Source organism: Streptomyces sp. NPDC111520 (genome assembly GCF_055635295.1).
Genome location: NZ_JBVKBW010000007.1, coordinates 297905 through 323668, shown reverse-complemented (window position 1 = coordinate 323668; position 25764 = coordinate 297905). Strand labels below are relative to the sequence as shown.

General features: G+C 73.7%; 25 protein-coding genes. 10 read left to right on the top strand and 15 right to left on the bottom strand.

What is annotated here, in order from left to right; translation table 11 throughout:
- Window positions 1-88 precede the first annotated feature (88 nt).
- The 4 genes from ACZ7MY_RS19090 (at window position 89) to ACZ7MY_RS19075 (ending at window position 4703) form a co-directional block, all read left to right on the top strand.
- A complete protein-coding gene (locus ACZ7MY_RS19090) occupies window positions 89-1894 on the top strand; it encodes an ABC transporter ATP-binding protein (protein ID WP_499603119.1) in 1806 nt (601 codons plus the stop codon).
- A 9-nt stretch (window positions 1895-1903) separates the two neighbouring features.
- Window positions 1904-2515 (top strand): hypothetical protein, encoded by a 612-nt coding sequence (locus ACZ7MY_RS19085; protein WP_499603118.1) that lies wholly within the window; start codon window positions 1904-1906, stop codon window positions 2513-2515.
- 100 nt (window positions 2516-2615) lie between these two features.
- Window positions 2616-2990: a DoxX family protein gene (locus ACZ7MY_RS19080; protein WP_499603117.1), complete on the top strand. Its 375-nt coding sequence runs from the start codon at window positions 2616-2618 to the stop codon at window positions 2988-2990.
- Window positions 2991-3047: 57 nt separating this feature from the next.
- Window positions 3048-4703, top strand: a complete 1656-nt coding sequence (locus ACZ7MY_RS19075) for a bifunctional 3'-5' exonuclease/DNA polymerase (RefSeq protein WP_499603116.1) — start codon at window positions 3048-3050, stop codon at window positions 4701-4703.
- Window positions 4704-4714: 11 nt separating this feature from the next.
- Here ACZ7MY_RS19075 and ACZ7MY_RS19070 read toward each other — a convergent pair whose 3' ends face one another.
- Genes ACZ7MY_RS19070 through ACZ7MY_RS19060 form a run of 3 tightly spaced genes read right to left on the bottom strand, consistent with a single transcriptional unit; the run spans window position 4715 to window position 7655 of the window.
- On the bottom strand, window positions 4715-5362 hold the full coding sequence (locus ACZ7MY_RS19070; protein ID WP_499603115.1) for a LutC/YkgG family protein: 648 nt from the start codon (window positions 5360-5362) through the stop codon (window positions 4715-4717).
- Entirely contained in the window at window positions 5359-6894 is a 1536-nt protein-coding gene (locus ACZ7MY_RS19065) for a LutB/LldF family L-lactate oxidation iron-sulfur protein (protein ID WP_499603114.1), read from the bottom strand. Before ACZ7MY_RS19065 ends, ACZ7MY_RS19070 begins: the two co-directional genes overlap by 4 nt.
- Window positions 6891-7655, bottom strand: coding sequence for a (Fe-S)-binding protein (locus tag ACZ7MY_RS19060; protein WP_499603113.1), 765 nt, complete (start codon window positions 7653-7655; stop codon window positions 6891-6893). Before ACZ7MY_RS19060 ends, ACZ7MY_RS19065 begins: the two co-directional genes overlap by 4 nt.
- Before the next feature lie 187 nt (window positions 7656-7842).
- Here ACZ7MY_RS19060 and ACZ7MY_RS19055 point away from each other — a divergent pair, with 187 nt between their 5' ends.
- Both ACZ7MY_RS19055 and ACZ7MY_RS19050 read left to right on the top strand, forming a co-directional pair.
- The gene (locus tag ACZ7MY_RS19055; RefSeq protein WP_499603112.1) at window positions 7843-8163 is read left to right on the top strand and encodes an L-rhamnose mutarotase; all 321 of its coding nucleotides are present in this window, start codon (window positions 7843-7845) and stop codon (window positions 8161-8163) included.
- A 200-nt stretch (window positions 8164-8363) separates the two neighbouring features.
- Window positions 8364-9389, top strand: coding sequence for a LacI family DNA-binding transcriptional regulator (locus ACZ7MY_RS19050; RefSeq protein WP_499603295.1), 1026 nt, complete (start codon window positions 8364-8366; stop codon window positions 9387-9389).
- Window positions 9390-9449: 60 nt separating this feature from the next.
- On the opposite strand, the gene ACZ7MY_RS19045 is transcribed toward ACZ7MY_RS19050, so the two are convergent.
- The 7 genes from ACZ7MY_RS19045 to ACZ7MY_RS19015 form a co-directional block, all read right to left on the bottom strand.
- Window positions 9450-10565 carry an NAD(P)-binding domain-containing protein gene (locus tag ACZ7MY_RS19045; RefSeq protein WP_499603294.1) on the bottom strand — a complete coding sequence of 372 codons (1116 nt, stop codon included), beginning with the start codon at window positions 10563-10565 and terminating at the stop codon, window positions 9450-9452.
- A gap of 20 nt (window positions 10566-10585) precedes the next feature.
- A complete protein-coding gene (locus ACZ7MY_RS19040; protein WP_499603111.1) occupies window positions 10586-11041 on the bottom strand; it encodes a hypothetical protein in 456 nt (151 codons plus the stop codon).
- Between the two features lie 125 nt (window positions 11042-11166).
- Entirely contained in the window at window positions 11167-12375 is a 1209-nt protein-coding gene (locus ACZ7MY_RS19035) for an LLM class flavin-dependent oxidoreductase (protein WP_499603110.1), read from the bottom strand.
- A 12-nt stretch (window positions 12376-12387) separates the two neighbouring features.
- Complete coding sequence (locus ACZ7MY_RS19030) at window positions 12388-13422, bottom strand: ABC transporter substrate-binding protein (protein ID WP_499603109.1); 1035 nt, start codon at window positions 13420-13422, stop codon at window positions 12388-12390.
- Window positions 13423-13450: 28 nt separating this feature from the next.
- Complete coding sequence (locus ACZ7MY_RS19025) at window positions 13451-14224, bottom strand: ABC transporter ATP-binding protein (protein WP_499603108.1); 774 nt, start codon at window positions 14222-14224, stop codon at window positions 13451-13453.
- Window positions 14197-15099, bottom strand: a complete 903-nt coding sequence (locus ACZ7MY_RS19020; RefSeq protein WP_499603107.1) for an ABC transporter permease — start codon at window positions 15097-15099, stop codon at window positions 14197-14199. Before ACZ7MY_RS19020 ends, ACZ7MY_RS19025 begins: the two co-directional genes overlap by 28 nt.
- Window positions 15100-15289: 190 nt before the next feature.
- Complete coding sequence (locus ACZ7MY_RS19015) at window positions 15290-15373, bottom strand: putative leader peptide (protein ID WP_354795648.1); 84 nt, start codon at window positions 15371-15373, stop codon at window positions 15290-15292.
- Window positions 15374-15510: 137 nt separating this feature from the next.
- Between ACZ7MY_RS19015 and ACZ7MY_RS19010 the strand changes: the two genes are divergently transcribed.
- Window positions 15511-15933 carry a secondary thiamine-phosphate synthase enzyme YjbQ gene (locus ACZ7MY_RS19010; protein WP_499603106.1) on the top strand — a complete coding sequence of 141 codons (423 nt, stop codon included), beginning with the start codon at window positions 15511-15513 and terminating at the stop codon, window positions 15931-15933.
- A 27-nt stretch (window positions 15934-15960) separates the two neighbouring features.
- Here the strand turns inward: ACZ7MY_RS19010 and ACZ7MY_RS19005 are convergent, their stop codons facing one another.
- The 5 genes from ACZ7MY_RS19005 to ACZ7MY_RS18985 all read right to left on the bottom strand — a co-directional run bounded on the left by ACZ7MY_RS19005 (window position 15961) and on the right by ACZ7MY_RS18985 (window position 20932).
- Window positions 15961-16632: an HAD family hydrolase gene (locus ACZ7MY_RS19005; RefSeq protein WP_499603105.1), complete on the bottom strand. Its 672-nt coding sequence runs from the start codon at window positions 16630-16632 to the stop codon at window positions 15961-15963.
- A gap of 24 nt (window positions 16633-16656) precedes the next feature.
- On the bottom strand, window positions 16657-17145 hold the full coding sequence (locus ACZ7MY_RS19000; RefSeq protein WP_499603104.1) for an Lrp/AsnC family transcriptional regulator: 489 nt from the start codon (window positions 17143-17145) through the stop codon (window positions 16657-16659).
- Window positions 17146-17221: 76 nt separating this feature from the next.
- The gene (locus ACZ7MY_RS18995) at window positions 17222-19429 is read right to left on the bottom strand and encodes a xanthine dehydrogenase family protein molybdopterin-binding subunit (protein WP_499603103.1); all 2208 of its coding nucleotides are present in this window, start codon (window positions 19427-19429) and stop codon (window positions 17222-17224) included.
- Entirely contained in the window at window positions 19426-20415 is a 990-nt protein-coding gene (locus ACZ7MY_RS18990; protein ID WP_499603102.1) for an FAD binding domain-containing protein, read from the bottom strand. The genes ACZ7MY_RS18995 and ACZ7MY_RS18990 overlap by 4 nt, the downstream gene beginning before the upstream one ends.
- The gene (locus ACZ7MY_RS18985) at window positions 20402-20932 is read right to left on the bottom strand and encodes a (2Fe-2S)-binding protein (protein ID WP_499603101.1); all 531 of its coding nucleotides are present in this window, start codon (window positions 20930-20932) and stop codon (window positions 20402-20404) included. Before ACZ7MY_RS18985 ends, ACZ7MY_RS18990 begins: the two co-directional genes overlap by 14 nt.
- Before the next feature lie 369 nt (window positions 20933-21301).
- On the opposite strand from ACZ7MY_RS18985, the gene ACZ7MY_RS18980 reads away from it, so the two are divergent.
- From ACZ7MY_RS18980 to ACZ7MY_RS18970, 3 genes are all read left to right on the top strand, one after another.
- A complete protein-coding gene (locus ACZ7MY_RS18980) occupies window positions 21302-22819 on the top strand; it encodes an FUSC family protein (RefSeq protein ID WP_499603100.1) in 1518 nt (505 codons plus the stop codon).
- Window positions 22820-23235: 416 nt separating this feature from the next.
- Window positions 23236-24513: a nitric oxide synthase oxygenase gene (locus ACZ7MY_RS18975; RefSeq protein ID WP_499603293.1), complete on the top strand. Its 1278-nt coding sequence runs from the start codon at window positions 23236-23238 to the stop codon at window positions 24511-24513.
- 78 nt (window positions 24514-24591) lie between these two features.
- Window positions 24592-25629 carry a lactonase family protein gene (locus tag ACZ7MY_RS18970; RefSeq protein WP_499603099.1) on the top strand — a complete coding sequence of 346 codons (1038 nt, stop codon included), beginning with the start codon at window positions 24592-24594 and terminating at the stop codon, window positions 25627-25629.
- Window positions 25630-25764 lie beyond the last annotated feature (135 nt).

Sequence of the window (25764 nt, the reverse complement as noted above, 5' to 3'; positions counted from 1 at the left end):
GGGTATCAGGATGCGGTTCATTGTGAGTATAGGTAACAATGAACTACACTCTCATCGTCCTGCCCTGCCCGGACCTTTCGGAGGCCCTTTGCACCCCGATGAAGCCCCGCGGTGGACCCCGCCGCCCAAGGACCCCGCCCGCACCACCGACGTACGCCGCGTCCTGCAGCTCTTCCGTCCCTACCGCGCCCGCCTCACCCTCGTCGGGCTCCTGGTCGGCGCCGCCTCGCTCGTCTCGGTCGCCTCGCCCTTCATGCTGCGCGAGATCCTCGACACCGCGATCCCGCAGGGCCGTACCGGCCTGCTGAGCCTGCTCGCCCTCGGCATGATCGCCACCGCCGTCCTCAACAGCGTCTTCGGCGTCCTGCAGACCCTGATCTCCACCACGGTCGGCCAGCGCGTCATGCACGACCTGCGCACCGCCGTCTACGAGCGGCTGCAGCGCATGTCGCTCGCCTTCTTCACCCGGACCCGCACCGGCGAGGTGCAGTCCCGCATAGCCAACGACATCGGCGGCATGCAGGCCACCGTCACCTCCACCGCGACCTCGCTGGTGTCCAACCTCACCAGCGTCGTGGCCACCGTCGTCGCCATGATCGCCCTGGACTGGCGACTGACCATCGCCTCCCTGCTGCTGCTCCCGGTCTTCGTGTGGATCAGCCGCCGGGTCGGCACCGAACGCAAGAAGATCACCACCCAGCGCCAGAAGCAGATGGCGGCGATGTCCGCCATCGTCACCGAGTCGCTGTCGGTCAGCGGCATCCTCCTCGGCCGCACCATGGGACGCGCCGACTCCCTCAGCCGCTCCTTCGCCGAGGAGTCCGACCGGCTGGTCGACCTCGAGGTGCGCTCCAACATGGCCGGCCGCTGGCGCATGTCGACCATCGGCGTCGTCATGGCCGCCATGCCCGCGCTCATCTACTGGGTCGCCGGGATCGCCGTGCACGGAGCGGGCGGCACCGTGTCCATCGGCACACTCGTCGCCTTCGTCTCGCTCCAGCAGGGCCTCTTCCGGCCCACCGTCAGCCTGTTGTCGACCGGCGTCCAGGTGCAGACCTCGCTCGCGCTCTTCCAGCGCATCTTCGAGTACCTCGACCTGCCCGTCGACATCACCGAGAAGGACGACCCCGTACGCCTGCCGCGCGTCCACGGCGACATCCGCTTCGAAGGCGTCGGCTTCTCCTACGACGCGGCCTCGTCCGCACGCACCCTGGACGGCATCGACCTGACGGTCCCGGCCGGCGGCAGCCTCGCCGTCGTCGGCGCCACCGGCTCCGGCAAGAGCACCCTGAGCTACCTGGTGCCCCGGCTGTACGACGTCACCGAGGGGCGCGTCACGCTCGACGGCTTCGACGTGCGCGACCTGGCCTTCGACACGCTCGCCGCATCGGTCGGCGTCGTCTCCCAGGAGACGTACCTCTTCCACGCCTCGGTCGCCGAGAACCTGCGCTTCGCCAAGCCCGACGCCACCGACGAGGAGATCGTCGCCGCGGCGCGCGCCGCACAGATCCACGACCACATCGCGGGCCTGCCCGACGGCTACGACACCGTCGTCGGCGAGCGCGGCTACCGCTTCTCCGGCGGCGAGAAGCAGCGTCTCGCCATCGCCCGGACGATCCTGCGGGACCCGCCGGTCCTCATCCTCGACGAGGCCACCAGCGCGCTGGACACCCGTACCGAGCACGCCGTCCAGGACGCCATCGACGCCCTCTCGGCGGGCCGGACGACCATCACCATCGCCCACCGGCTGTCCACCGTCCGGGACGCCGACCAGATCGTCGTCCTCGACCACGGCCGGATCGTGGAGCGCGGCAGCCACGACGAACTGCTCGCCATGGACGGCCGCTACGCCGCCCTGGTCCGCCGTGACGCCCAACTCGTCCATACGGCATGATCCTCGGCCATGGGACCCATCGCGGGGGCGGAACTCCCCGGCTACCGGCAGATCGAGGCGGACGCCTGGACCAATGACCACGGCGACCTCGTCAGCCTGCACTGGTTCGACGTGCCGCCGGACATACCCGCGCCCCTGGAGGACCTGCCGCGCCTGCGGCACACGCTGGCCCACTACACGGCCGCGGCGGGCGGCGGCCTCATCGAGGCCGACGTCGTCCACCTGGGGACGGTCCCGACGCTGCGCCAGGTCATCAAGGTCCCGCTGCCGGACCGCCCCACCGGGCAGGCGTTCCTGGGCAGCTACACCCTGCCCCGCGCCTCCTGCAGCGCCGTCGTGAAGGTGCAGGCCCTGGAGCAGGGCACCACCGGCACCCGGGAGGCGCGGGTGCTCATCGAACTCGGCCCCGAGCGCTACTTCATGCCCCACCCGTACGCCGCAGACCTGCGGCAGGGCCTCCCCTTCCACTGGGGCGACGCCCCCCACTACGACGCGCACTTCCCGGAGCATCCCCTCACCCGGGTCCGGGACACCCTGGCCCAGCTCGCCGTCTCGCTCCGGGTCGCGCCGGAGTTCGCCGCCCTGCCGGCGTTCGCAGGACCGGCCGCCACCACCTCGTGAGCGGGCGGGCAGGCGCATCCCCGGGCCCGGGCGACCGCCCGCCCGGCACAGGACGGCGGCGCCGACGCGAGCGGCGCCGCGCAGACCGCAGGAGGCACCGATGCCCGCGTCCGACCGTTCCGCCCTGCTGCCGGCCGGACTGCTCGCCACCGCGGGCACCGCGCACTTCGTGGTGCCCCGGCCCTTCGACGCGATCGTTCCGCGCGTCCTGCCCGGGGCGCCCCGCACCTGGACCCACGTCAGCGGCGCGGCGGAACCGGCGCTCGCCGCCGGCATCGCCCTTCCCCGTACACGCCGGGCGAGCGCGCGGCCGGCGGCCGGCTTCTTCACCGCCGTGCTCCCCGCCAACGTGAAGATGGCCCGCGACCGGCGCGACCGGCCCGCGCCGCTGCGGAAGGCGGCCTGGGCCAGGCTGCCGCTGCAGGCTCCGCTCGTGCTGTGGGCCCTGAAGGTGAGCCGCGACAGCCGCCCCTGACCGGACCGCGGGCGTCGGTGCCCCATCGCTGTCAGTGCCCCGTTCTACCCTCGAACGGTGACCTCGCCCAGGACCCTGTCCGTCGCCGCCGTCGCCGATCCCCTGGGGACCGGCGGGCGGCTGCAGGCGCTGCGCGAGGACGGCACCGCGGACGGCCCCCCGCAGAGCGTCGGCGACCTGGCCGCGGCCGTCGCCGAGCGCGAGGCGCGGCAGGCGCCGCGCTGGGTGTGGGCCGCGACCGACGAGATCTACCCGCCGCTGCTGGAGCGCGCCCCGGCGCGTCCGGCCCGGTGCCACGACCTCAAGCTCGTCGAGTCCCTGCTGCTGGGTTCCGAGGAGCGCTGGGGTTTGCCGCGCTCGCTCGGCGCCGCCTGGGCCCGGCTGCGCGGACTCCCCGTGCCGGACGACGCGCGCGAGGGCGGCCCCGACGACCAGCCGGTGCTCTTCGCCGCCGACCGCCACCATCTGCCGCCGGGCACCGATCCGCTGGAGGCGGTGGTCGCCGTCCACGCCGAGCAGCAGCGCCGGATCGCCCTGTCCGAGCACCCCGACCGGCTGCGCCTGCTGTCCGCCGCCGAGTCCGCCGGCGCCCTGGCCGCCGCCGAGATGACCTGGGACGGCCTGCCCTGGAGCGCCACCGCCCACGACGCGGTGCTCACCGGTCTCCTGGGCCCCCGGCCGGCCGGGGGCGTCCGCCCCAAGGTGCTGTCCGAGCTCGCCACCGGCATCCAGGAGGCGTTGGGCCGTCCGGTCAACCCCGACTCTCCCGCGCAACTGCTGCCCGCCTTCGAGCGCGTGGGCGTGAAGATCGGCTCGACCCGCTCCCATGTGCTGCGGGAGGTCGGGCATCCGGCCGCCGCGCTGCTGCTGCGCTACAAGGAGCTCTCCCGCATCCACAGCGCCCACGGGTGGGCGTGGCGCGAACAGTGGGCGCCCACCGGGCGGTTCCACCCCGAGTACGTCGTCGGCGGAGTCGTCTCCGGCCGCTGGGCCACCCGCGGCGGCGGTGCCCTGCAGATCCCCCGGCAGATCCGTGCCGCGGTGGTCGCCGACCCCGGGCACCGGCTGGTCGTCGCCGACGCGGGCCAGCTGGAACCGCGCGTCCTGGCCGCCCTCTCCGGCGATCCCGGGCTGGCGGCGGCCGCCGCCGAGGGCGACCTCTACGCCGCCCTCGCGCGCACCGCGTTCGGCGGCGACCGCGCCCGGGCCAAACTCGGCCTGCTGGGCGCCATGTACGGCCAGACCAGCGGCGAGGTGGGGCCGTTGCTCGAGGTGCTGCGCCGCCGCTTCCCGGACGCCATGCGCCTGGTGGAGTCCGCCGCCCGCACCGGCGAGGGCGGCGGCGTCGTCCGGTCCCACCTCGGGCGCACCTCACCCGCCCCGTCAGCCGACCGGCAGGACCTCACCGACGCGCAGGCCCGCGCCTGGGGACGCTTCACCCGCAACTTCGTCATCCAGGCGACGGCCGCCGAGTGGGCGCTGGCCGTACTGGCCTCCCTGCGCCGCCGTCTGGCCGCCCTCGGAGGACGGCCGCGCCTGGTGTTCTTCCTGCACGACGAGGTCATCGTTCACACGCCGCAGGAACTGGCTCCCGACGTGGAGCGCGCCGTCGCCGAGTCCGCGGAGGAGGCCCGGCGCCTGCTCTTCGGCCCGACGCCGGTGCCCTTCCCCCTGCAGACCCACGTGGTCGACTGCTACGCGGACGCCAAATGAGCGGCGTGCGGTCAGTCCGTCACGAGCAGGACCTCCAGGGTGCGCGGCCCGTGCACACCCTCGACCCGGTCCAGCTCGATGTCGCTGGTGGCCGAGGGCCCGGAGATCCACGTCAACGGCCGCACGGGATCCAGCCGTTCCAGTGCCTGCGGCACCGAGTCCACGACCTGTTCCGGGACGCGCACGACGACGACGTGGTGGTCCGGGACGAGCGTGATCCTGCGTCGCCCCTGGTCGGGTCCGCCGTCCAGCACGATGGTGCCGGTCTCCGCGATCGCCACCGCGCAGCCGGTGACGACGCTGTCGACCGCGTCGAGTTCGCGTGCCGTCAGCCCGGCCGAGTCCGCCACCTGTTCCACGCCCTGCACGGCGGAGAGCCACTGCTCCGGCAGGCCGGGCGGCACGACGACCCGGCGGGTGCCGCGGGCCGCGAGCAGGCCCGCGAGGCGGCCGGGGAGTTCGTCGCCGGTGGCGCGGTGGACGATCGCGCGGTAGTCGGCGAGGTTCTCGGCCAGCAGGTCGGCGGTCTCCGCCGCGTCCCGTCGCCCGTGGACGCGGAGATAGCCGCGGTCCACCGCGCCGCGCGCCGGTACCGTCTCGCGGTGCGTGTCGGCGAGGGCGCGGCGGATCCGCCCCAGGACCTGGTCGCGGGTGCTCACTTGGTGCCCTCCCTGCTCTCGGTGCCGGTGCCGGTGCCGGTGCCCGTGCCTGTGCCCGTGCCTGTGGCGCCCGGCCCCCGGGTGCGTCGCCACCAGTCGCGGAAGGACTCCGCCGGCACCGTCGGGACCTCCCGGGTGTCGGTCCACGCCTTCCCGGGCCCCGGCAGCCGCCGGGGGTGGAACCTGCGGGTCCGCGACGCCAGCCGCTGGCCGGCGCGCAGGGCCGCCGGATGGTCCAGCGTCCAGCGTGCCGCGCGCATCGCCGCCCGCTCGGCGGCGTGTCCCTTGGCGGGCCGGAGCGTCACCTTGTTGCCCGCCCGGGTCACCTCACCGCCCTGCACCACGCGTTCCCGCAGGTGGACGAGGACCTCCGGGATGTCGATGGCGACCGGGCACACCTCGTAGCAGGCGCCGCAGAGGGAGGAGGCGTACGGCAGCGAGGCGTCGAGCGCCGTGTCCGTGCCGCGCAGCTGCGGGGTGAGGATGGCGCCGATCGGTCCCGGGTAGGCGGATCCGTACGCGTGCCCGCCCGCCCGCTCGTACACGGGGCAGACGTTGAGGCAGGCCGAGCAGCGGATGCAGCGCAGCGCCTGGCGCCCCACCTCGTCGGCGAGGGTGTCGGTGCGGCCGTTGTCGACCAGGACGAGGTGGAAGGTGCGCGGCCCGTCCTCGTCGGTGGTGCCGGTCCAGGTGCTCGTGTACGGGTTCATCCGCTCGGCGGTGGAGGAACGCGGCAGGAGCTGCAGGAACACCTCGAGGTCCTGCCAGCGCGGCAGCACCTTCTCGATGCCGACCACCGAGATCAGGGTCTCGGGCAGCGTCAGGCACATGCGGCCGTTGCCCTCGGACTCCACCACGACCAGGGTGCCGGTCTCGGCGATCATGAAGTTGGCGCCGGAGATGCCGACCTTGGCCCGCAGGAACTTCTCCCGCAGGTGGAGCCGTGCGGCCTCGGCCAGTTCCGCGGGGGAGTCCGACAGGCCCTCGGGTGCGGGACGGCCCCAGCGGCCCATGGCGTCGTTGAAGATGTCGCGGATCTCGGAGCGGTTGCGGTGGATCGCGGGCACGAGGATGTGGCTCGGCCGGTCGTCGCCGAGCTGCACGATCAGCTCGGCCAGGTCCGTCTCGTAGGCGGAGATCCCGGCCTCGGCGAGCGCCTCGTTGAGGCCGATCTCCTGGGTCGCCATGGACTTGACCTTGACGACCTCCGTCTCGCCCGTGGCGCGGACCAGGTCCGTCACGATGCGGTTGGCCTCGTCCGCGTCGGCGGCCCAGTGGACGGTGCCGCCCGCGCCGGTGACCGCCTCCTCCAACCGGACCAGGTAGTGGTCGAGATGGCGCAGGACGTCGTCCTTGATCTCCTTGCCCGCCGACCGCAGTTGCTGCCAGTCGTCGAGTTCGGCGACGGCGCGGGCCCGCTTGTCCCGGATGGTGTGGGTGGCGTGCCTCAGGTTGCCGCGCAGCGTCGTGTCGCGCACGGCCTCGCCGGCGGCGACGGGGAAGGCGGGCATGCCCAGGTAGGTGCCGCTCATCGGATGCCTCCGTAGGGCTGCTCCTCGGTCGACGCGAGGATCTCGGCGAGGTGCACAGGCCGCACCTCGGAGCCGAGCCGGGCGAGGGTGCCGCCGATGTGCATCAGGCAGGAGTTGTCCACCGTGCACACGGCGCGCGCGCCGGTGGAGGTGACGTTGCGGGCCTTGTCCGCGCCCATGGCGGCGGAGACGGCCGCGTTCTTGACGGCGAAGGTGCCGCCGAAGCCGCAGCACTCCTCGGCGCCGGGCAGTTCGACCAGCTCCAGCCCCTTCACATGGCTGAGCAGTTCCTGCGGGCGGCGGCCCAGCCCCAGCATCCTCAGCCCATGACAGGTCGGATGATAGGTGACGGGGTGGGGGAAGTAGGCGCCGACGTCCGTCACCTTGAGTACGTCGGTGAGGAACTCGGTCAGCTCGTAGGTGCGCGGCACGACGGACGCGGCGAGCGCGGCGAGGCCCTCGCCGCGTCCCTCGGCGCGGGCCCGCTCGCCGATGCGGGGGTAGTTGTCACGCACCATCGCGGCGCAGGAGCCGGACGGTGTGACGATGTAGTCATAGCCCTCGAAGGCCTTGGCGTACCGCTTGACCAGGGGCTCCGTCTCCTGCCGGTAGCCGGTGTTGAACTGCGGCTGGCCGCAGCAGGTCTGCGCCGCGGGGAAGTCCACGCTCACCCCCAGCCGCTCCAGCAGGGTCACGACGGCCTTCCCCGTCTCGGGGTACAGCGTGTCGTTCACGCAAGTGACGAACAGTGCTACGCGCATGCGGCCTCCTCACGGTCGGCACGGCCACCCGTGGGCTCATACTGCCGTATTCGCACCGCGCCGTGGGGTAGAGATCGGATGTCTGTGCGGCGCGGAGGGTGCCATTGACGAGCCATGTCGGGGTGTCCTAACGTCCCTGCCATCGATTGAAACCTTTCATATCAGACCCGAGAGGCCAGGGCCGACCGTGCAGCGCGTCTGTTTCCTGTTGAAGGTCCGCAAGGACCGGCTCGCCGAGTACCGCGAGCGCCACGCCGCCGTCTGGCCCGAGATGCTGGGGGCGCTCTCCGCCACCGGCTGGCACAACTACTCGCTCTTCCTGCGCGAGGACGGCCTGCTCGTCGGCTACCTGGAGACGGAGGACTTCGCGGCCGCGCAGGAGGCCATGGCGGCGACCGACGTGAACGCCCGCTGGCAGGCGGAGATGGGGGACTTCTTCGAAGCGCTGGACGGGGCCAGGCCCGACGAGGCCATGCGCCCGCTCACGGAGGTCTTCCACCTGGCGTGACGTCGCCGGGCAGTGCCCCGGCCGGCGATCCGCCCCGCCCCGGGAGGCTCCCGTTCCGTTCCGGAACACATGGTTCCGCTCCACCGTCACTGTTCGGCCACCCGGACACAGTGGGCACCTACGCGGTCACGTATGCGTAGCATGAACCCGCGGCCTGCGGCGGGCCGGCGGCAGGAGGTAGGGCGGAGCTCGTGACACGCATGGTGGGGATCAAGGACGTCGCCCGGCAGGCGGGTGTTTCGGTCGGCACGGTGTCGAACGTGATCAACCGGCCCGACATGGTCTCCGAGGACACGCGTGCCCGCGTGCTGTCGGTCATCGAGCAACTGGGCTACGTCCGCAGTGAGTCCGCGCGGCAGCTGAGGGCCGGGCGCAGCAGGATCATCGCGCTGCTCGTGCTCGACATGGCCAACCCCTTCTTCGTGGACGTCGCCTCCGGGGCCGAGCGGGCCGCCCGGGAGACCGGGCTCGGCGTGATGCTCTGCAACAGCGGCGAGAGCCCCTCGGAGGAGGCCGACTACCTCGGGCTCTTCGCCGAACAGCGGGTGCGCGGCGTCCTGGTGACGCCCGCGGACACCAGCGGCCGCAACATCGCCTCCTTCCGGCGGCACGGCATCCCGTTCGTCTTCGTGGACCGCGTCGTGCCGAGCGCCGAGGCCTGCTCGGTGTCCGTGGACGACATCGAGGGTGGCCGCCTGGCGGTCGACCACCTCATCGAGCGCGGCCACGAGCGCATCGTCTACGTCAGCGGTCCGATGCACCTCGCCCAGTGCCAGGACCGGCGCACCGGCGCCCTGGACGCGCTCGCCGCCGCCGGGCTCCCCGCCGAGTCCCTGGCGCACATCGAGGCGGAGCGGCTCGACGTCCCCTCCGGGCGCGACGCCGGCGCCCGTCTGCTGGGGATGGCGAACCGCCCGACCGCCGTCTTCTGCGCCAACGACCTGCTCGCGCTGGGCGTGCTGCAGGCGCTGTACGCCGCGGGCATCACGGTGCCCGAGGAGATCGCGCTGGTCGGCTACGACGACATCGAGTTCGCGGCGGCGGCCGCGGTGCCGCTCACCTCGGTGCGGCAGCCCGCGTACCGGATGGGCCGCGCGGCGGCCGACCTGCTCATCGAGGAGACCGGGGACGCGGCCGAGGAGCACGAGCACCGGCGCATCGTCTTCCAGCCGGAACTCGTCGTCCGGGCCTCCACCCTCGGCAAGGGCGGCCGTACCGCCCGCTGATCCCTCCCGGCGGGGTGCGCGGTCCGTGCGGAACCCGTACGGGGTGCGAGCGGCCCGCCGTCAGCCGGCCGCGGCCACCGGCTCCGGCGTCCCGGGCGCGTCCGGGGCTTCGGTCTGTCGTCCCCGCAGGTAGGCGCGGATCTCGCGGACCGCGCTGCGGCCGGCCCGGTTGGCGCCGATCGTGCTCGCGGAGGGGCCGTAGCCGATGAGGTGGACGCGGGGGTCGCCCGCGACCTGGGTGAGCCCTTCCAGACGGATGCCGCCGCCGGGCCCGCGCAGGTGCAGCGGGGCCAGGTGGTCGAGGGCGGCACGGAAACCGGTGGCCCACAGGATGACGTCGGCGGCGACGTGGCGGCCGTCCGCCCAGCTCACGCCGTCCGGGGTGACCAGGTCGAACATCGGGAGGCGTTCGAGGATGCCGCGCTCGCGGGCGCGTTCCATCGCCTCGGTCATGGGGAGCCCCGTCACGCTGACGACGCTCTGGGGCGGCAGGCCCTGCTTGACGCGCTCCTCCACGAGCGCGACCGCGGCCCGTCCCTGGTCCTCGCCGAAGGGGCCGGACCGGTAGACGGGGGGCCGCCTGGTGACCCAGGTCGTCGCCGCCGCGCCGCCCGGCTCGTGGAGTTCCATCAGCAGCTGGACGGCGGAGGTGCCGCCGCCCACGACGATCACGTGCTTCCCCGCGAACTCCTCGCGCCCGCGGTACCCGGCCGTGTGCAGCTGGCGGCCGCGGAAGCTCTCCTGGCCCGGGTAGCGGGGCACGAAGGGCCGGTCCCAGGTCCCGGTGGCGTTGAGCAGGGCGCGGGCCGCCCAGGTGCCGGCGTCGGTCTCGACGAGCAGCCGCCCGTCCGGCCCCTCGTCGACCGTGGAGACGTCGACCGGGCGGTGCACACGCAGGTCGAAGGTGCGCTCGTAGCGGTCGAAGTACTCGGCGACGACCTCCGCGGACGGCCGGTCGGGGTCGGCGCCCTCCAGCTCCATGCCGGGCAGCGAGTGCACCCCGTGCGCCCTGCCGTACGTCAGCGTCGGCCAGCGGAACTGCCAGGCGCCGCCCGGGCCGGGGGAGTGGTCGAGGACGACGAAGTCCTCGTCGGGCCGCATCCCGGCCCTGCGCAGGAAGTACGCACCGGACAGCCCGGCCTGCCCGGCCCCGATGACGGCGACGTCCACATCCACATGGTTCACGTTTCCACCAACTACGCGCCTTCGCGGAAGCTTCCCGCGGTCACCTCGCGGCGCAGCCGGGCCACCCGCGCGGCGGCCTCCTCCAGGCGGGACAGCGGCAGGTCGCCGTCGGCGACCGCGCGGGTGGCCGCGGTACGGATGGCCTCCAGGACGCCCGTGCCGCAGCCGGGGCCGAGCTGGAGCAGGTCCACGCCCGAGAGCCAGGCGAGGACGGCGGCGCCCGGCACGCCCCAGCCCTCCACGACCTCGTCGGTGTCGAGCGGTTCGCTGATGACGACCGCGCCGTCGCCGAACTCGTCCCGCAGCAGTTCGGTGACCGCGGGCCCGCTGAGTGCGGCGGGGACCCCGATGGTGACCGCCCCGGCGCGTTCCAGTCCGCGCCGGAGCCACTCCGGCGGTCTGCGGGTCCGGCCGACGGGCAGCAGGCAGACGTCGACCAGCGCGGCGACGCGGTGCGGTGCGTACACGTGGAGTCCCCCTCTGGCGCTCGGGCGGGCGCTGCCGACCCTATCCCGAGGGGCGGCAAGTGGTCCAGACCAATCGGGGGCGGCCGCCCGGATCAGGACAGCCGCCCCCCGCCGCGCGGCGACCGTCAGCGCCCTCCGGAGAGCAGCAGCGGCGCCCCGCCGGGTGCGGACGCCGGACGGCCGTTCGCCGCGGGGACACCCGCGAGGGGTGCGGCCGGCAGCCTGTCGAGCAGGCCCCGCGCGGCCAGTTCGGGCATGACGCCCTCCCCGAACCAGTACGCCTCCTCCAGGTGCGGATAGCCCGACAGCACGAAGTGGTCGATCCCCAGGGCGTGGTACTCCTCGATCCGGTCCGCGACCTGCGCATGGCTGCCGACCAGCGCCGTTCCCGCCCCGCCGCGCACCAGGCCCACCCCGGCCCACAGGTTCGGCGAGATCTCGAGCCCGTCGCGCGAGCCGCCGTGCAGCGCCAGCATGCGCTGCTGGCCCACCGACTCGCTGCGCCCCAGCGCCTCCTGCGCGGCGGCGACCGTGTCCTCGTCGAGGTCGTCCAGCAACCGGTCCGCGGTGGCCCAGGCCTCCTTCGCGGAGTCACGGGAGATCACGTGCAGGCGGATGCCGAAGCGGACGGAGCGTCCCTCCGCCTCGGCCAGGGCGCGGATCCAGTCGGTCTTCGCCCTGACCTGCTCCGGCGGTTCGCCCCAGGTCAGGTAGACGTCCGCGTGCCGGGCGGCGACGGGCCCGGCCGCCGGTGAGGAGCCGCCGAAGAAGACCTGCGGCAGCGGGTCGGGCGGCAGCGCGGTCAGTCCGCCCTCGACGCGGTAGTGCTCCCCGTCGAAGTCGAAGGGCAGGCCGCCCCACACCCCGCGCACCACCGAGAGGAACTCGTCGGTGCGCGCGTAGCGCGCGTCGTGGTCCAGGTGGTCGCCGAAGCGGCGCTGTTCGACGGAGTCCCCGCCGGTGACGACGTTGAGCAGCAGGCGGCCGCGGGTGATCCGCTGGTAGGTCGCCGCCATCTGCGCCGCAAGGACCGGCGAGACCACCCCGGGCCGGAACGCGACGAGGAACTTCAGCCGTTCGGTGTGCTGCGACAGCGCGACCGTGGTCAGCCACGCGTCCTCGCACCAGGTGCCGGTGGGCGTCAGGACGGCCTCGAAACCCAGTTGGTCGGCGGCCCTGGCGATCTGCGCCAGGTAGGCGACGTCGGGCGCGCGCACCCCGGAGACCGGGGTGACGCGCGAACGCTTCACGCCGCCGTCGGTGTAGGCGTGCCGGTCCACCAGAGTGCGGCCGTCGCCGCCGGTGGGCAGGAACCAGTGCAGGTGCACGGACATGTGCGGCCCCTCTCAGTGGGTACGTGCGGCGGTGGTGGAGGCGGGCAGGCCGGCGTTGAAGCGCCGGTCGACGAAGGCGGCGAAGTCCACGTGTCGCGGGATCAGCCCCAGTTCCTCGAAGGTGTCGGCGATCTCCTGCTCCGAGGCGACGGCGGCGTCGTCCACGGCCACCGAGACGCGGGTGCCGTTGGTGCGCTTCACCGAGTCCAGGGCCACGTCGTACGGCAGCCCGGTCTCCTCGGCCCACACCTTCGCCCACTCCTCGGGGTGCCCGGCGACCCACTCCTGGGCGCGCCGCAGCCGCTGCAGGTAGTCGCCGATGGCGGCCGACTTCGCCTCGTCGGCGAGCGCCCCCGGCGCGGCGACCTGGAAGGCGAGCCCATTGACGCGCCCGGTGCCGGTGGTCAGGACGCGCGCTCCGTGGCCACGCAGTACCTGGGAGGTGTACGGGTCCCAGATCGCCCAGGCGTCGACCTTGCCGCCGCTGAAGGCCGCCAGCGCGTCGGCGGGCTGCAGATAACTGACGTCCACGTCGTCGAGGGACAACCCGGCGGCCCGCAGTGAGGTGATCAGCTGGTAGTGCGCGGAACTGCCCTGGGCGACGGCGACGCGCCGGCCCTTCAGGTCGGCGAGTCGCTTCAGCGCCGAGCCCTTCGGGACGACGACGGCCTCGCCCTCGGAGGAGCCGTGCGAGGCCGCCACGACCGTGATCCGGGAGCCGGAGCCGGCGGCGAACACCGGCGGGGTGTTGCCCACCCCGCCGATGTCCACGGCCTTGGCGTTCACCGCTTCGAGCAGGGGTGGCCCGGAGGTGAAGGTGGACCACTTGATCCGGTAGGTGAGCTTGTCGAGTTCGCCCGCGGCCCTCAGGACGGCCTCGGAACCGCCCTTCTGGTCGCCGACGTTCAAGGTGACCGTGCCCTTGCCGTCGGTGCCGTCACCGGTGCCGCCCACGGAGGTGTCGGCCGTGGAGACGCCGCAGGCGGCGAGCAGGAGGGCGAGCGGGAGCAGCAGGGCGGGCGTGACGCGCCGGATGGTGTCCGTCATGGGTTCGGCATCCTTCTCGTGAGGGCGGTCAGGCCGCACCGGCGGACGCCGGGGCGGCGACGCCGAGTTCGGCCAGCAGACGGGAGCGCAGGGCGGCGAGACCCGGATCGCCGGCGTCGCGGGGGCGGCGGAGCGCGACCGGTGCGTCGTGGGCGATGACCCCGTCCCGCATGACCAGGGCCCGGTCGGCCAGGAGCAGGGCCTCGTCCACGTCGTGCGTGACGAGCAGCACCGCGCAGCCGCGGCGTTGCCACAGCTCGGCGACGAGCCGCTGCGCCTGGATGCGGGTCAGCGCGTCCAGCGCGCCGAACGGCTCGTCCAGCAGCAGCAGATCGGGCTCGCGCACCAGCGCCCGGGCGAGCGAGGCACGCTGGGCCTCGCCGCCCGACAGCGTCTTCGGCCAGGCGCCGGAACGCTGCCGCAGCCCGACCTCCTCCAAGGCCGCCTCCGCCAAGGCCCGTCCGGGCCGTCCCGGCAGTCCGAGCAGGACGTTGCGCCACACCCGCTTCCACGGCATCAACCGCGGCGCCTGGAAGGCGACGGCACGCCTGTCCGGCACCAGCACGGTGCCCTCGATCTCCCGGTCGAGCCCGGCGAGGACCCGCAGCAGGGTGCTCTTGCCGCAGCCGCTGCGGCCGAGCAGCGCGGTGAACTCGCCCGGTCGCAGGGTGAGGTCGAGGCCGTCGATGACGCGCCGGCCGCCGAAGGAGCGGGTCAGCCCCGCCACGCGTACGGCCGCCGGGCCGTCCGGCGCGGGCGGCGGCGCGTCGTGGCTCACTGGCCGGTGAAGGTCGGTCGCCATTGCAGCAGCAGCCTTTCGAGAGCGCGGACGACGATGTCGGCGGTGAGGCCGAGGAAGGCGTAGACGACGAGGCAGACCACGATCACGTCGGTCCGCAGGAAGTCCCGTGCCTGCGTCATCAGGAAGCCGATGCCGTCGGAGGCGTTGATCTGCTCCCCGAAGACCAGCGCGAGCCACGCGGTCGCGAGCGAGTAGCGCAGCCCCGTCATGGCGCCGGGCAGCGCGCCCGGCAGGACGACGTGCCGGACCAGCCCCCAGCGGGACAGCCCGAGCGAGGTGCCGGCCTCGATCAGCTGCTCGTCGACGCCGCGGATCCCCGCGTAGACGTTGAGGTAGAGGTGGAAGGCGACGCCGAGGGCGATGAGGGTGACCTTCGGGGCCTCGCCGATGCCGAGCCAGATGATGAACAGTGGGATCAGGCCGACGAACGGCACCGCGCGCAGCATCTGCACGCTCGCGTCGACCAGGTCCTCGCCCAGCCGGGACAGCCCGGACACCAGGGCCAGCGTGATGCCTGCCGTGCCGCCGAGGAGCAGCCCGGACACCACGCGCTGCAGCGACACCGCCATGGCGGAGCCGAGTTGACCGCTCGTCACGAGGTCGGCGGCCGTGCCGGCGATGGTGCCCGGCGAGGCCAGCACCTCGGGCCGCAGCACACCGGTCGCGCTGAGCAGCTGCCACAGCGCGAGCAGCAGCAGCGGGCCCGTCGCGCGCCGCAGCCAGCGCGGGAGCGTACGGCGGCGGGCGGAGACGGGGACCACGGGCCGCAGTCCGGGAGCGGCCGCGGGCCGGAGGGCAGGAGGTGCGTCCGGTGCGTCCGGAGGGACGTCTGCTGATACAGGGGATATGTCCGGTGGCGCTTTGCTGATGCTCATGAGAGGGCTCCACATGGGGGAGGCGGCGAGCGGGCACGCACGCCCGTCCCTACGCGCGGCCCGTCAGGTGCAGGCCGGGGTGCGGGCGCTGCGACTCGTCACGGAACGCGTACGGCGGCGGTGCGGGAAGGGCGCGCAAGAGGCGCGGAGGGCACACCGGAAGACGGGCGTGCGAAAAGGTGGGGAAGCGTCAGCAGCCGCGGCGACAGGCGGCGGAGGCCACCCGCAGCAGGTCGATGTGACCGCGCGTGGTGAGCAGAACGGGACGCGACATGCGGACGACCGTAGCCAGGCCGTCCGGATGGCGTCAACGGCGTCTCGGTCCTCGGAACGCGCCGTCGGAACGCGCCCCCGGAACGCGCGTCGCCACCCCGGCACGCACGGGGCCGCGGCGTGGGCCACCATGGTCACATGGCCGACGCTTTCTCCACCCGCACCATCGACGTCACCACCGGCAGCCGGGAGACGGTCCACGACCTGACCGGCGCCTGCGCCGACTTCCTCGACGACGTCGCCCACGGACGCGACGGGCTGCTCAACGTGTTCGTCCCGCACGCCACCGCCGGGATCGCCGTCATCGAGACCGGCGCGGGCAGCGACGACGACCTCCTGGCGGCGCTCCACGACCTGCTGCCGGCCGACGACCGCTGGCGCCACCGGCACGGCAGCCCCGGGCACGGCCGTGACCATGTGCTGCCCGCCGTCGTCCCGCCGCACGCCACACTCCCGGTGATCGGCGGCCGGCTCGAACTCGGCACCTGGCAGTCCGTCGTCCTCGTCGACACCAACCGGGACAACCCCCGGCGCCAGGTGCGGCTGAGCTTCCTGGGGTGACCGTTGCGAGGCCCGCGCGTCAGGCCGTCAGGCCGTCAGCCAGGCCATGACCGCCCGGGCGTCGAAGGCGCTCTGCCCTCCCCGCACCAGCAGACCGGCCGTCGCAAAGGCGGCGTCGTCCGCCTGCGCCGTCAGGTAGGGGACGGCGACGCAGCGCATGCCCGCCCGGTACGCCGCCTCGGCGCCGGGCGGCGCGTCCTCGACGACCACGCAGTCCGCCGGATCCACGCCGAGCCGGGCCGCCGCCTCCAGGAAGACGTCCGGGGCGGGCTTGCCGCGCTCGACCTCCTCCGCCGACACCACGGTCGTCAGCAGCGCGTCCAGCCCGGTGGCCGCCAGCACGGCCCCGATCGCCTCCCGCGAGGAGCCCGAGGCCACCGCCACCGGGTGCCCGGCCTTCGCCAGCAGCTCGACGAACGCCCGCATCTGCGGGAACACGTCGGTGGCCCCGCGCGCCAGCTCCAGGTAGAGCCGGTTCTTGGCGTCGAGCAGCTCCTGCACGGACGCCGACAGGCCGTACTCCTCGCGCAGGGTCTCCAGCGTCTCCTTGGTGCCGATGCCGATGAAGCGCCGGTGCTGCTCCCAGGTGAAGTCGTCCACACCGTGCGCGGCCAGCAGCCGGCGGCCCGCCTCGTAGTAGTTGGGCTCGCTGTCCACGAGGGTGCCGTCGAGGTCGAATATCACCGCGGGGAGCGTCATGCCCCCAGCATGCCAAGCCGGTGATCAGGGCGTGCGCCCGGCCGCCGCGTCCTGGCCGACCTCCCGGACCAGCGGCAGCATCCGCTGCGGCACCCGCTCGCGCAGCGCGACCTCGGTACGGGTGCGCACCACGCCCGGCACCTGGATCAGCCGCTGGATCACGTCCTCCAGGTGCGCGGCGTCCCGGGCCACAACCCGGGTGAGCAGGTCCCCGCCGCCGGTGATCGAGAACGCCTCGATGATCTCGGGCACGGCGGCCAGGGCCGCGCCCGTGGCGTCCAGGTGCCCCTGGGTCACCTCCAGGTGGACGAAGGCCAGCACCCGGTAGCCGAGGGCCTCGGCTGACAGCCGCGGGCCGTACCCGGTGATCACCCCGTCCCGTTCCAGCCGGTCCAGCCGCGCCTGCAGGGTCCCGCGCGCCACACCCAGGACGCGGGCGTACTCGCGCACGCTGGTGCGCGGCTGTTCCAGCAGCAGCGCCAGGATCCGGGCGTCCAGCTCGTCGGCGGGCACGGGGCGCGGCCTCCTCGGGTCCGGGGCGTCACGGGAACGGGCCCGGCGCATCCGGCGGCCCGTGCCCGCGCGCCGCTCAGAGCAGGTTGTCGATGGTGATCGGCAGGTCGCGGATCCGCTTCCCGGTGGCGTGGTAGACGGCGTTGGCGATGGCGGGCGCGATGCCGACCAGGCCCACCTCGCCGACGCCCTTGGTGCCGGTCGGCGTGCCGCGGTCGGGCTCACCGACGAAGACCACGTCCAGCTCGGGGATGTCGGCGTTGACGGCGACGAGGTAGTCGGCGAACGTCCCGTTGGCGATGCGGCCGGTACGCGGGTCGGTGACCGTGTCCTCGAAGAGGGCCATGCCGATCCCGCCGACGGTCCCGCCGATGATCTGGCTCCTGGCCGTCTTCTCGTTGAGGATGCGGCCGCCGTCGATCGCGGACACCACCCGGGCGACGCGGACGAGTCCGAGGTCGGCGTCGACGCGTACCTCCACGAACTTCGCGCCGTACGCCCCGGCCAGGGACATGCCGATGTCGGCCGGCTTCGGGGGCGTGCTGCTCCCGGTCGCCGTGAGCTGGGGCAGCTCGTGCCGGGAGAGGATGTCGGCGTACGACTCCCCGCGGTCCGGGCGGCCGACGAGGTGGACCCGGCCGCCCGAGGCCTCGACGTCCTCGGGGGAGGCACCCAGCAGCGGTGAGTCGGCGTCTCCGCGGGCGAGTTCCGCGAACTGCCCCACGAGCCTGCGGCAGGCGTCGTGCACGGCGTTGCCGAGCGCACCGGTCAGGCCCGAGCCGCCCGCCATCATGGAGTCGGGCATGTCCGAGTCGCCGAGGTCGAACCGGACCTTGTCCAGGGGCAGGCCCAGTTCCTCGGCGGACAGCTGCGCCATCACGGTGTACGTACCGGTGCCGATGTCGGTCGCCGCGCTGCGCACAAAGGCGCTGCCGTCGCGGTTGACGGTGGCCTCGGCCATGCAGGGCGTCGCGAAGTACGGGAACATCGCGCTCGCCATGCCGAAGCCGACCAGCCAGTTCCCGTCGCGCATGGAACGCGGCTCCGGGTTCCGGTCGGCCCAGCCGAAGCGCCGCGCGCCGACCTCGTAGCACTCCATGAGCGCCTTGCCGGACCACGGCAGCCCGTTGCGCGGGTCGACCTCGGTGTGGTTGCGCATCCGCAGGTCCAGCGGGTCCATGCGCAGGGTGTAGGCCAGTTCGTCGAGGGACGACTCCAGCGCGTGGCAGCCCTGCGCCTCCGCGGGGGCGCGCATCGAGGTCGGCACGGCGATGTTCAGCTTGGCCTGCTCGTCCCGGGTGACCACGTTCGGGCACCGGTAGGCGAACGCGGTCCCGTGGGAGAAGGGTTCGTAGTCGTTGTCCTCCATGCTCAGCGAGCTGAGGCTGCGGTGGTCGAGGCCGACCAGCTCGCCGTCGCGCGTCGCCCCCACGCTGAGCCACTGCACCCCGCTGGGGCGGTGCCCGACGGAGGTGAACATCTGCGGCCGGGTCAGCACCAGCTTCACCGGGCGCTTGGTCGTCCGGGCCGCCATGGCGGTGAGGATCACGTGCGGCCACGCCCGCAGCCCGGCGCCGAAGCCGCCGCCCACGTAGGGCACCAGCACCCGTACCGAGCTCTCGGGGATGCCGAACACCATGGCGAGGGTGGTGCGCACCATCGAGGGCCATTGGCTGGTGTCGTGGACGGTGAGGGTGTCCCCCTCCCACACGGCGAGGGTGGCGAACAGCCCGAGCGGGTTGTTGGTGTTGTCCGCCGTGAAGTACGTCCCGCGCACGACGACCTCCGCGGACTCCAGGGCGGCGGCGACGTCCCCGCGCGAGTGGTCCATCTTCCACGGGTCCACCAGATGCTGCGCCCTCGGGTCCTGCAGGTCCAGCAGCGGCTCCGCGGCCTCGTACTCGGCGTGCACCAACCGTGCGGCCGCGGCGGCCTGTTCCGGCGTCTCGGCCACCACGAAGCCGATGTGCTGCCCGTGGTGCATGACCCGGTCGTTGCGCAAGGGTGCGGGCGGCGACTCGCCGAGCACCGACGCGGGCCCCGTTCCGACCTGGGGGGCGTTCTCGTGGGTGAGCACGGAGATCACGCCCGGTGCGCGTTCGGCCTCCTCGGTGTCCATGCGGACGATCCGGCCCGCGGCGACGGTGCTCTGCACCAGGGCGCCGTAGGCCTGGCCGGGGACGCTGAAGTCCATCGGGTAGGGGGCGGTGCCGGTGACCTTGCGCGGTCCGTCGACCCGGTTGACGCCGGCGCCGACCAGTGGCCTGCTCTCGACCGTGCTCATGCCGTCACTCCTGACACTGTCTGCAGCTCGCGGACGAGGGTCCGGCGGGCCAACGGCACCTTGAACGCCGTGCCGGGCACGGTCCACGCGTCGCGCATCGTCGCCTCGGAGGCGTCCTGGAACGTGGCCGTCGTCGCGGGAGCGCCGGTCAGCACGTGCTCGGCCTCGTACGCCCGCCACGGCTTCGAGCCCACGCCGCCCAGCCCGGCCCGGGCCTGACGGATCGTGCCGTCCTCCACGACCAGCACCACGGCGGCCGAGGTCAGCGCGAACTCGTACGACACACGGTCGCGGACCTTGAGGTACCCCGACCGGGCGGAGGGCGGCGGGAGCGGGATCTCGACCTCGGTGATCAGCTCGGCGTGCTGCAGGACGTTCTCCCGCTCGGGACTCTCGTCGGCCGTCACGTAGAACTCCGTCAGCGGGACGCTGCGCCGGCCCGACAGCCCTTGGATGTGCACGACCGCGTCCAGCGCCACGAGTGCGACGGCGAGGTCGGAGGCGTGCAGCGCGATGCAGTTCTCGTTCACGCCCAGCACGGCGTGCATCCTGGCCGCGCCCTGCACGGCCGCACAGCCGGTGCCCGGTGCGCGCTTGTTGCACTCGAGGACGGCCGGGTCGCGGAAGTACCGGCAGCGGGTGCGCTGCAGCAGGTTGCCGCCGATGGTGGCCATGTTCCGCAGCTGCACCGACGCACCCAGCAGCAGGGCCTCGCGCACGACGGGCAGCCGCTCGGCGACCGTGGCGTCGGCGGCCAGTTCCTCCATCGTGGCCAGCGCCCCCACGTGGAGCGACTCGCCGCGCCGCTCGATGCCGTGCAGCGGGAGGCGGGTGATGTCGATCAGCGTCGGCGGCCCGAGGACGCCGTCCTTCATCAGGTCCAGCTGGGTCGTGCCGCCCGCGAGGCAGGACGCCGACGGGTCCTCCGCCAGCATCCGCACGACCTCCTGGGTGTCGGTGGCCCGTACGTACTCAAAGGTGCGCATCGTAGCCTCCCCCGGCCGCCGCTGCCTCGCGGATCGCGGCCACGATGTTGGGATAGGCGCCGCAACGGCACAGGTTGCCGCTCATGAACTCCCTGATCTCCTCGTCGGAGCCGGTCCGGCCCTCGGCCATGAGCGCCACCGCGGACATGATCTGTCCGGGGGTGCAGAAGCCGCACTGGAAGCCGTCGTGGTCCATGAAGGCCCGCTGCACCGGGTGCGGTCCCTCCGGGCCCGCGACGCCCTCGATGGTGGTGATCGCGCGACCCTCGGCCTGGGCCGCCAGCGTCAGACAGGACAGCACTCTCCTGCCGTCGAGATGCACCGTGCACGCCCCGCACGCGCCCTGGTCGCACCCCTTCTTGGTGCCCGTCAGGCCCAGCCGGTCCCGCAGGGCGTCCAGCAGCGTGACCCGGGTGTCCAGGCGCAGGGTGTAGGACCGGCCGTTGACGTCGAGTGTCACGACCCGCTCGATGGTTCCGGGACGTCCCACGTCCCGCTCGCTCGCAACGTCCCTCATCGCGTCCTCCTCCGGACGGGTCGGATACGACTCGAGCCCCTCCTGGGGCGGATCCGGTGAGTTTGGTTCGTCAGGCGCCGTTAAAGGCGGGATCGACTTTTATGTGTCAATACGTCCGCCTTTCTCCTCAATATACGCCGAATGGGCGTTCCGGCATGAGCCAGTGGTCCGGCCCGGCCCAGGCCGTGCAAGCGACGACCGGGCCAATGGCCCAGTCGGAACGCATCCGGTTGAGCCATGGGCCCGGAGGATGTTCTCCTGGGGGCGACGATGGCGTTGCGGCACGCAAGGGTCCCCGCAGCGCCTTTTCCATGCGTGGACATGCGCCGCGACACGACGAGGGGGCAGGGCGGGCACGTGGTGAGGCGGATGTTCATCACACCGGACCCGGGGCGCGCGCGGCTGCGCGCCGCCTCGCGCGCGGTCCTGGGCATCGCGGGGGCCGTCGCCGCCGTGACGGCGGCCGGGCTGCCGCTGCCCGCCGTCGTGACCGGCGGCCTGGCCGCACTGCTCGCGCTGTTCGTCGTCGCCGACCCGGGCCCGGCCCGCCAGGCCGTGACGACCGCCCTGATGCCTGCCGCGGGCCTTCCCGTCCTCGCGCTGGCCGCGTGGCTGCACCCGTACCCCGGTGCACGGGACGCGGCCTTCCTCGCGGTCGTCTTCGCGGGGGTCTACGCCCGCCGCTGGGGGCCGCGCGGCCACGCCCTGGGCGTCTTCGCCTTCATGATGTTCTTCGTCGCCCAGTTCCTGCGGGCCTCTCCCTCCCTGCTGCCCGGGCTGTACGCGGCCGTGGGCCTCGGACTGGGCTGCGCCGCCCTCGTCCGCTTCGGCCTGTGGTGCTACGAGCGCGGTGCCGTCCTGGCGCGGGCCGTCGTCCTGCCCCAGCCGCGGGGGCTGCGCCGCCCGACGACCCGGCAGGCGTTCCAGGCGGCGCTCGCGGGCGGCATCGCGGTGGCGGTGGGCCAGGCGCTGTCCGAGGACCGCTGGTACTGGGCGGTCGGCACCGCCTGGTGGATCTTCGTGAACACCACCTCGCGGGGCGAGACCCTCGTACGCGGCTTCCGCCGGGTCCTGGGTACGGTCACCGGCATCGCCGCCGGGCTCGCCGTGGCGCTCCCGCTGCACGGGGCGCCGGCGCCGACCGCCGCTCTCGTCGCCGTGTGCGTCTTCGGGATCTTCTACACCGGCCCGGTCTCGTACAGCTGGATGATGTTCTTCGTGACCCTGATGGCCGGGCTGCTCTACGGCCTGCTCGGCATCCTCCACCCCGGTCTGCTCGCGCTGCGGCTGGGGGAGACCGCCGTAGGCGCCCTGGGCGCGGCCGTCGCGGTCCTCGTGGTGCTGCCGGTGACCACGCACGCGGCGACCGACGCCTGGATCCGCCGCGCGCTGCACGCGGTCCACGAGTTCACGGGCGAGGCCGCCCGCCACCTCGCCGGCGGCCCGGGCGACGACCTGGCCCGGCACGTGGCCGAACTCGACGTCCTCCTGGAGCGGGTGCGGTCCGCCGTCGCCCCGCTGGTGCACCCCCTCAGCCCGATGCGGCACCGCGGGGCCCGGGCCCGTACCGTCCTCGCCCTGCTCGACGAATGCGCCCGCCAGGTCCGGGGCCTCGCGGAGGTCGTGGCCGATCCGCACGCCTGCCACGACGAACGCCTCACGGCGGCGTGCCACCGCGTGGAGACCGCCGTCCGGCGCCTGGTGCCTCCGGGCACGGCCGGGAGCGTCGTGCCCGCGCCCGGGGCGGCAGCCGGTGGGACGGCGCGCCCGCACCCGCAGGCCGACCGGGCCCTGGAGCACCTGCGCGGCCTCGAGGCGGCCCTTACCGGCTTGGTCGTCCCCCTCGGCGCCTCCTTGCGCCGGGAGACCGCCGCCGAGCCCGTCTGAGGCCGTGCCCCGCGCGCTGGGCGGAGGTGTCTGGGCCAGTGGATGGACGGCGTGCCCGCGGCGCACGGAGGCCGGTCGGCGGCGCCGGGCGTGCGTGCCGGCTTCATGTGCGCCTGCGGGCCGAACGGGACCGGTCACGGTCGTCACGTGACCGGATTGCGTCCAACCTGGGTCGTGATGTCGTCAATTCACCCGATAGGGCGTTCCGTTCGGCCCGGCGTGCCAGGATGACTGACTCCGGACGAGTGGTGAGACCGATTCCAGTCTCGTGCCGTACCCGTGGGCCGTGCGGAAACGGTTCACGCAGGGCGGTCTTGGGGGTGCCAGGCGTGCTGAGATTTCTGCGCCGTACCGGGGGGAAGAGCGAACGGCGTGCCGGGCCGGCCCGCGTCCCGCCCGCGGCGGAGCACCAGCGGATGGAGGGCCCGGAGCCGCTGGCCGGCTGCCCGGCGGGCCATCCGCAGGCCGCGGAGGAGGCGGACCCGCAGGCCGTCGGCGCGGGACGTCCCGAGCGGGCGGCGGCCTCCTGCCCCGTCGACGGCGCGGACGGCCCGGGCGCCGCCCCGGCCGTCCGGCACAAGGACGTGGACGTCCGCGCGCTGGCCACCGACTTCCTGCGGCAGTACCACCGCGAACTGCCCGGCGCCGCCGGCGACCCGCAGCAGCGGCTTGCCGCGGTGCTCGCGGAGATCGACGCGACGGGCACCTACCGGCACACCCACGAGGAACTCGTCTTCGGCGCACGGGTCGCCTGGCGCAACAGCAACCGCTGCATAGGGCGGCTGTACTGGAACTCCCTCCAGGTCCGCGACCGCCGCCACGTCGCGACCGCGCGCGGGGTGGCCCTGGAGGCCGCCGCGCACCTGAGGGTCGCGACCAACGGCGGGCGGATCCGCCCGGTCATCACCGTCTTCGCCCCGGACGCGCCCGACCGCCCGGGCCCGAAAATCTGGAACGACCAGCTCATCCGCTACGCCGGTTACCCCCGCCCCGACGGCGGTGTCGTCGGCGACCCCGGCAACACCGGCATCACCGAGGTGGCCCGGCAACTCGGCTGGCCCGGCGGCCCCGGCACGCCCTTCGACGTCCTGCCCCTGGTCGTGCAGGGCGGAGCCGAACCACCGCGCCAGTTCCCGCTGCCGGCCGACGCCGTGCTGGAGGTGCCGATCGCCCACCCGGAGCTCGACTGGCTGGCGGAGTGGGGCCTGCGCTGGCACGCCGTCCCGGCCATCTCCTCCATGTGCCTGGAGATCGGCGGCGTCTGCTACCCGGCCGCCCCCTTCAACGGCTGGTACATGGGCACCGAGATAGGCGCCCGCAACTTCGCCGACGCCGACCGCTACGACCTCCTGCCGCGCTTCGCCGACCGGCTCGGCCTGGACACCGGCAGCGACCGTTCGCTCTGGCGCGACCGGGCCCTGGTCGAGCTCAACCGGGCCGTCCTGCACTCCTTCGACAGCGTCGGCGTCAGCATCACCGACCACCACACCGAGTCCCGGCGCTTCCTCGCCCACATCGAACGGGAGGAGCGCAAGGGCCGGCCCGTGCCCGCCGACTGGTCGTGGATCGTGCCGCCCATCTCCGGCTCGGCCACCGGCGTGTTCCACCGCTACTACGACACCGGCGAGCTGACCCCCGCCTACGTCCACCACCCCGAGTCCCTCGCCCTCGCCCGCGGCGAGACGCTCGTGTGACGGGGGCAACGGGATCGGTTTCCGGCCACTGCGTTACTCTCAGCCGCCGTACAGACAACCTGCGGAAGAGGTACGGCAGTGGCCGGGCACGTTTACATCGGGTCGTTCACCTCGGCGGGCGGCAAGGGACTGACCACCGCCGCCGTCGACCCCGACTCGGGAGCGCTGACGGTGCTGCGCGCCGACTCCGCGGTGGAGGACCCCTCCTTCCTCGTGCTCTCCGAGGACCGCGTCCTGCTCTACACCGTCAGCGAGCACGCCGAGGACGGCGGCGCGGCCGTGTTCTCGCTGGCCGACCCCGCCCGCCCCGAACCGCTGGGCGCCACGGTGCCGGTGGGCGGTGGCGCGCCCACCCACCTGTGCCTGCACCGGGGGCACCTGCTCACCGCCAACTACGCCTCCGGCACGGTCAGCGTGCTGCCGGTCGACGACCGCGGGGCGCTGGGTTCGCCGCGCCACGTCATGGAGCACGAGGGCGACGGCCCCGACCCCGAGCGCCAGGAGGGCCCGCACGCCCACATGGTGCTGCCCGACCCCTCCGGGCGCTGGGTGCTCACCGTGGACCTCGGCACGGACTCCGTGCGCGTCTGCGAACTCGAGGCGGACAGCGGGGAACTGGAGGTGGAGCGCGAGATGGGGCTGCGCTCCGGCACCGGCCCGCGCCACCTCGCGTTCCACCCCCGCGGCGACCGCGCCTACGTCATGAACGAGCTGGACTCCGTGGTGACGGTCTGTCACTGGGACGCCGAGGTGGGCCGTCTGAAGCCCGTCGCCGAGGTCTCCGTGCTGCCCGCGGACGCCGCCGGCCCGAACTACCCCTCCGAGCTGGTCGTCTCGCCCGACGGCCGGTTCGCCTGGGCGGCCAACCGCGGGCACAACAGCATCGCCGTGCTGTCCGTCGACGAGAGCGGTGACGGGCTGGAGCTGGTGGAGACGGTGGACTGCGGCGGCGACTGGCCGCGCCACCTGACCCTCGACCCCTCGGGCAAGCGGCTCTATGCGGCCAACGAACGCTCCGGTGACGTCAGCTGGTTCGACGTGGACCCGGCCACCGGTACGCCGAAGCTCGCGGGCTCGGTGGCGGTGCCCGCGGCGTCCTGCGTGGTCTTCGGCTGACGGCGGCCGCCTTGGGAACGCGACGGCGTGGTGCCGCCGGGTCCGGCCCGCCAAGAGGCCCTTAACGGATTGGGGATGGCCAGGGCCGCGGTTTGCGTTGCGACGACCAACCTTCCGACGGCCGGGTCGGAGACC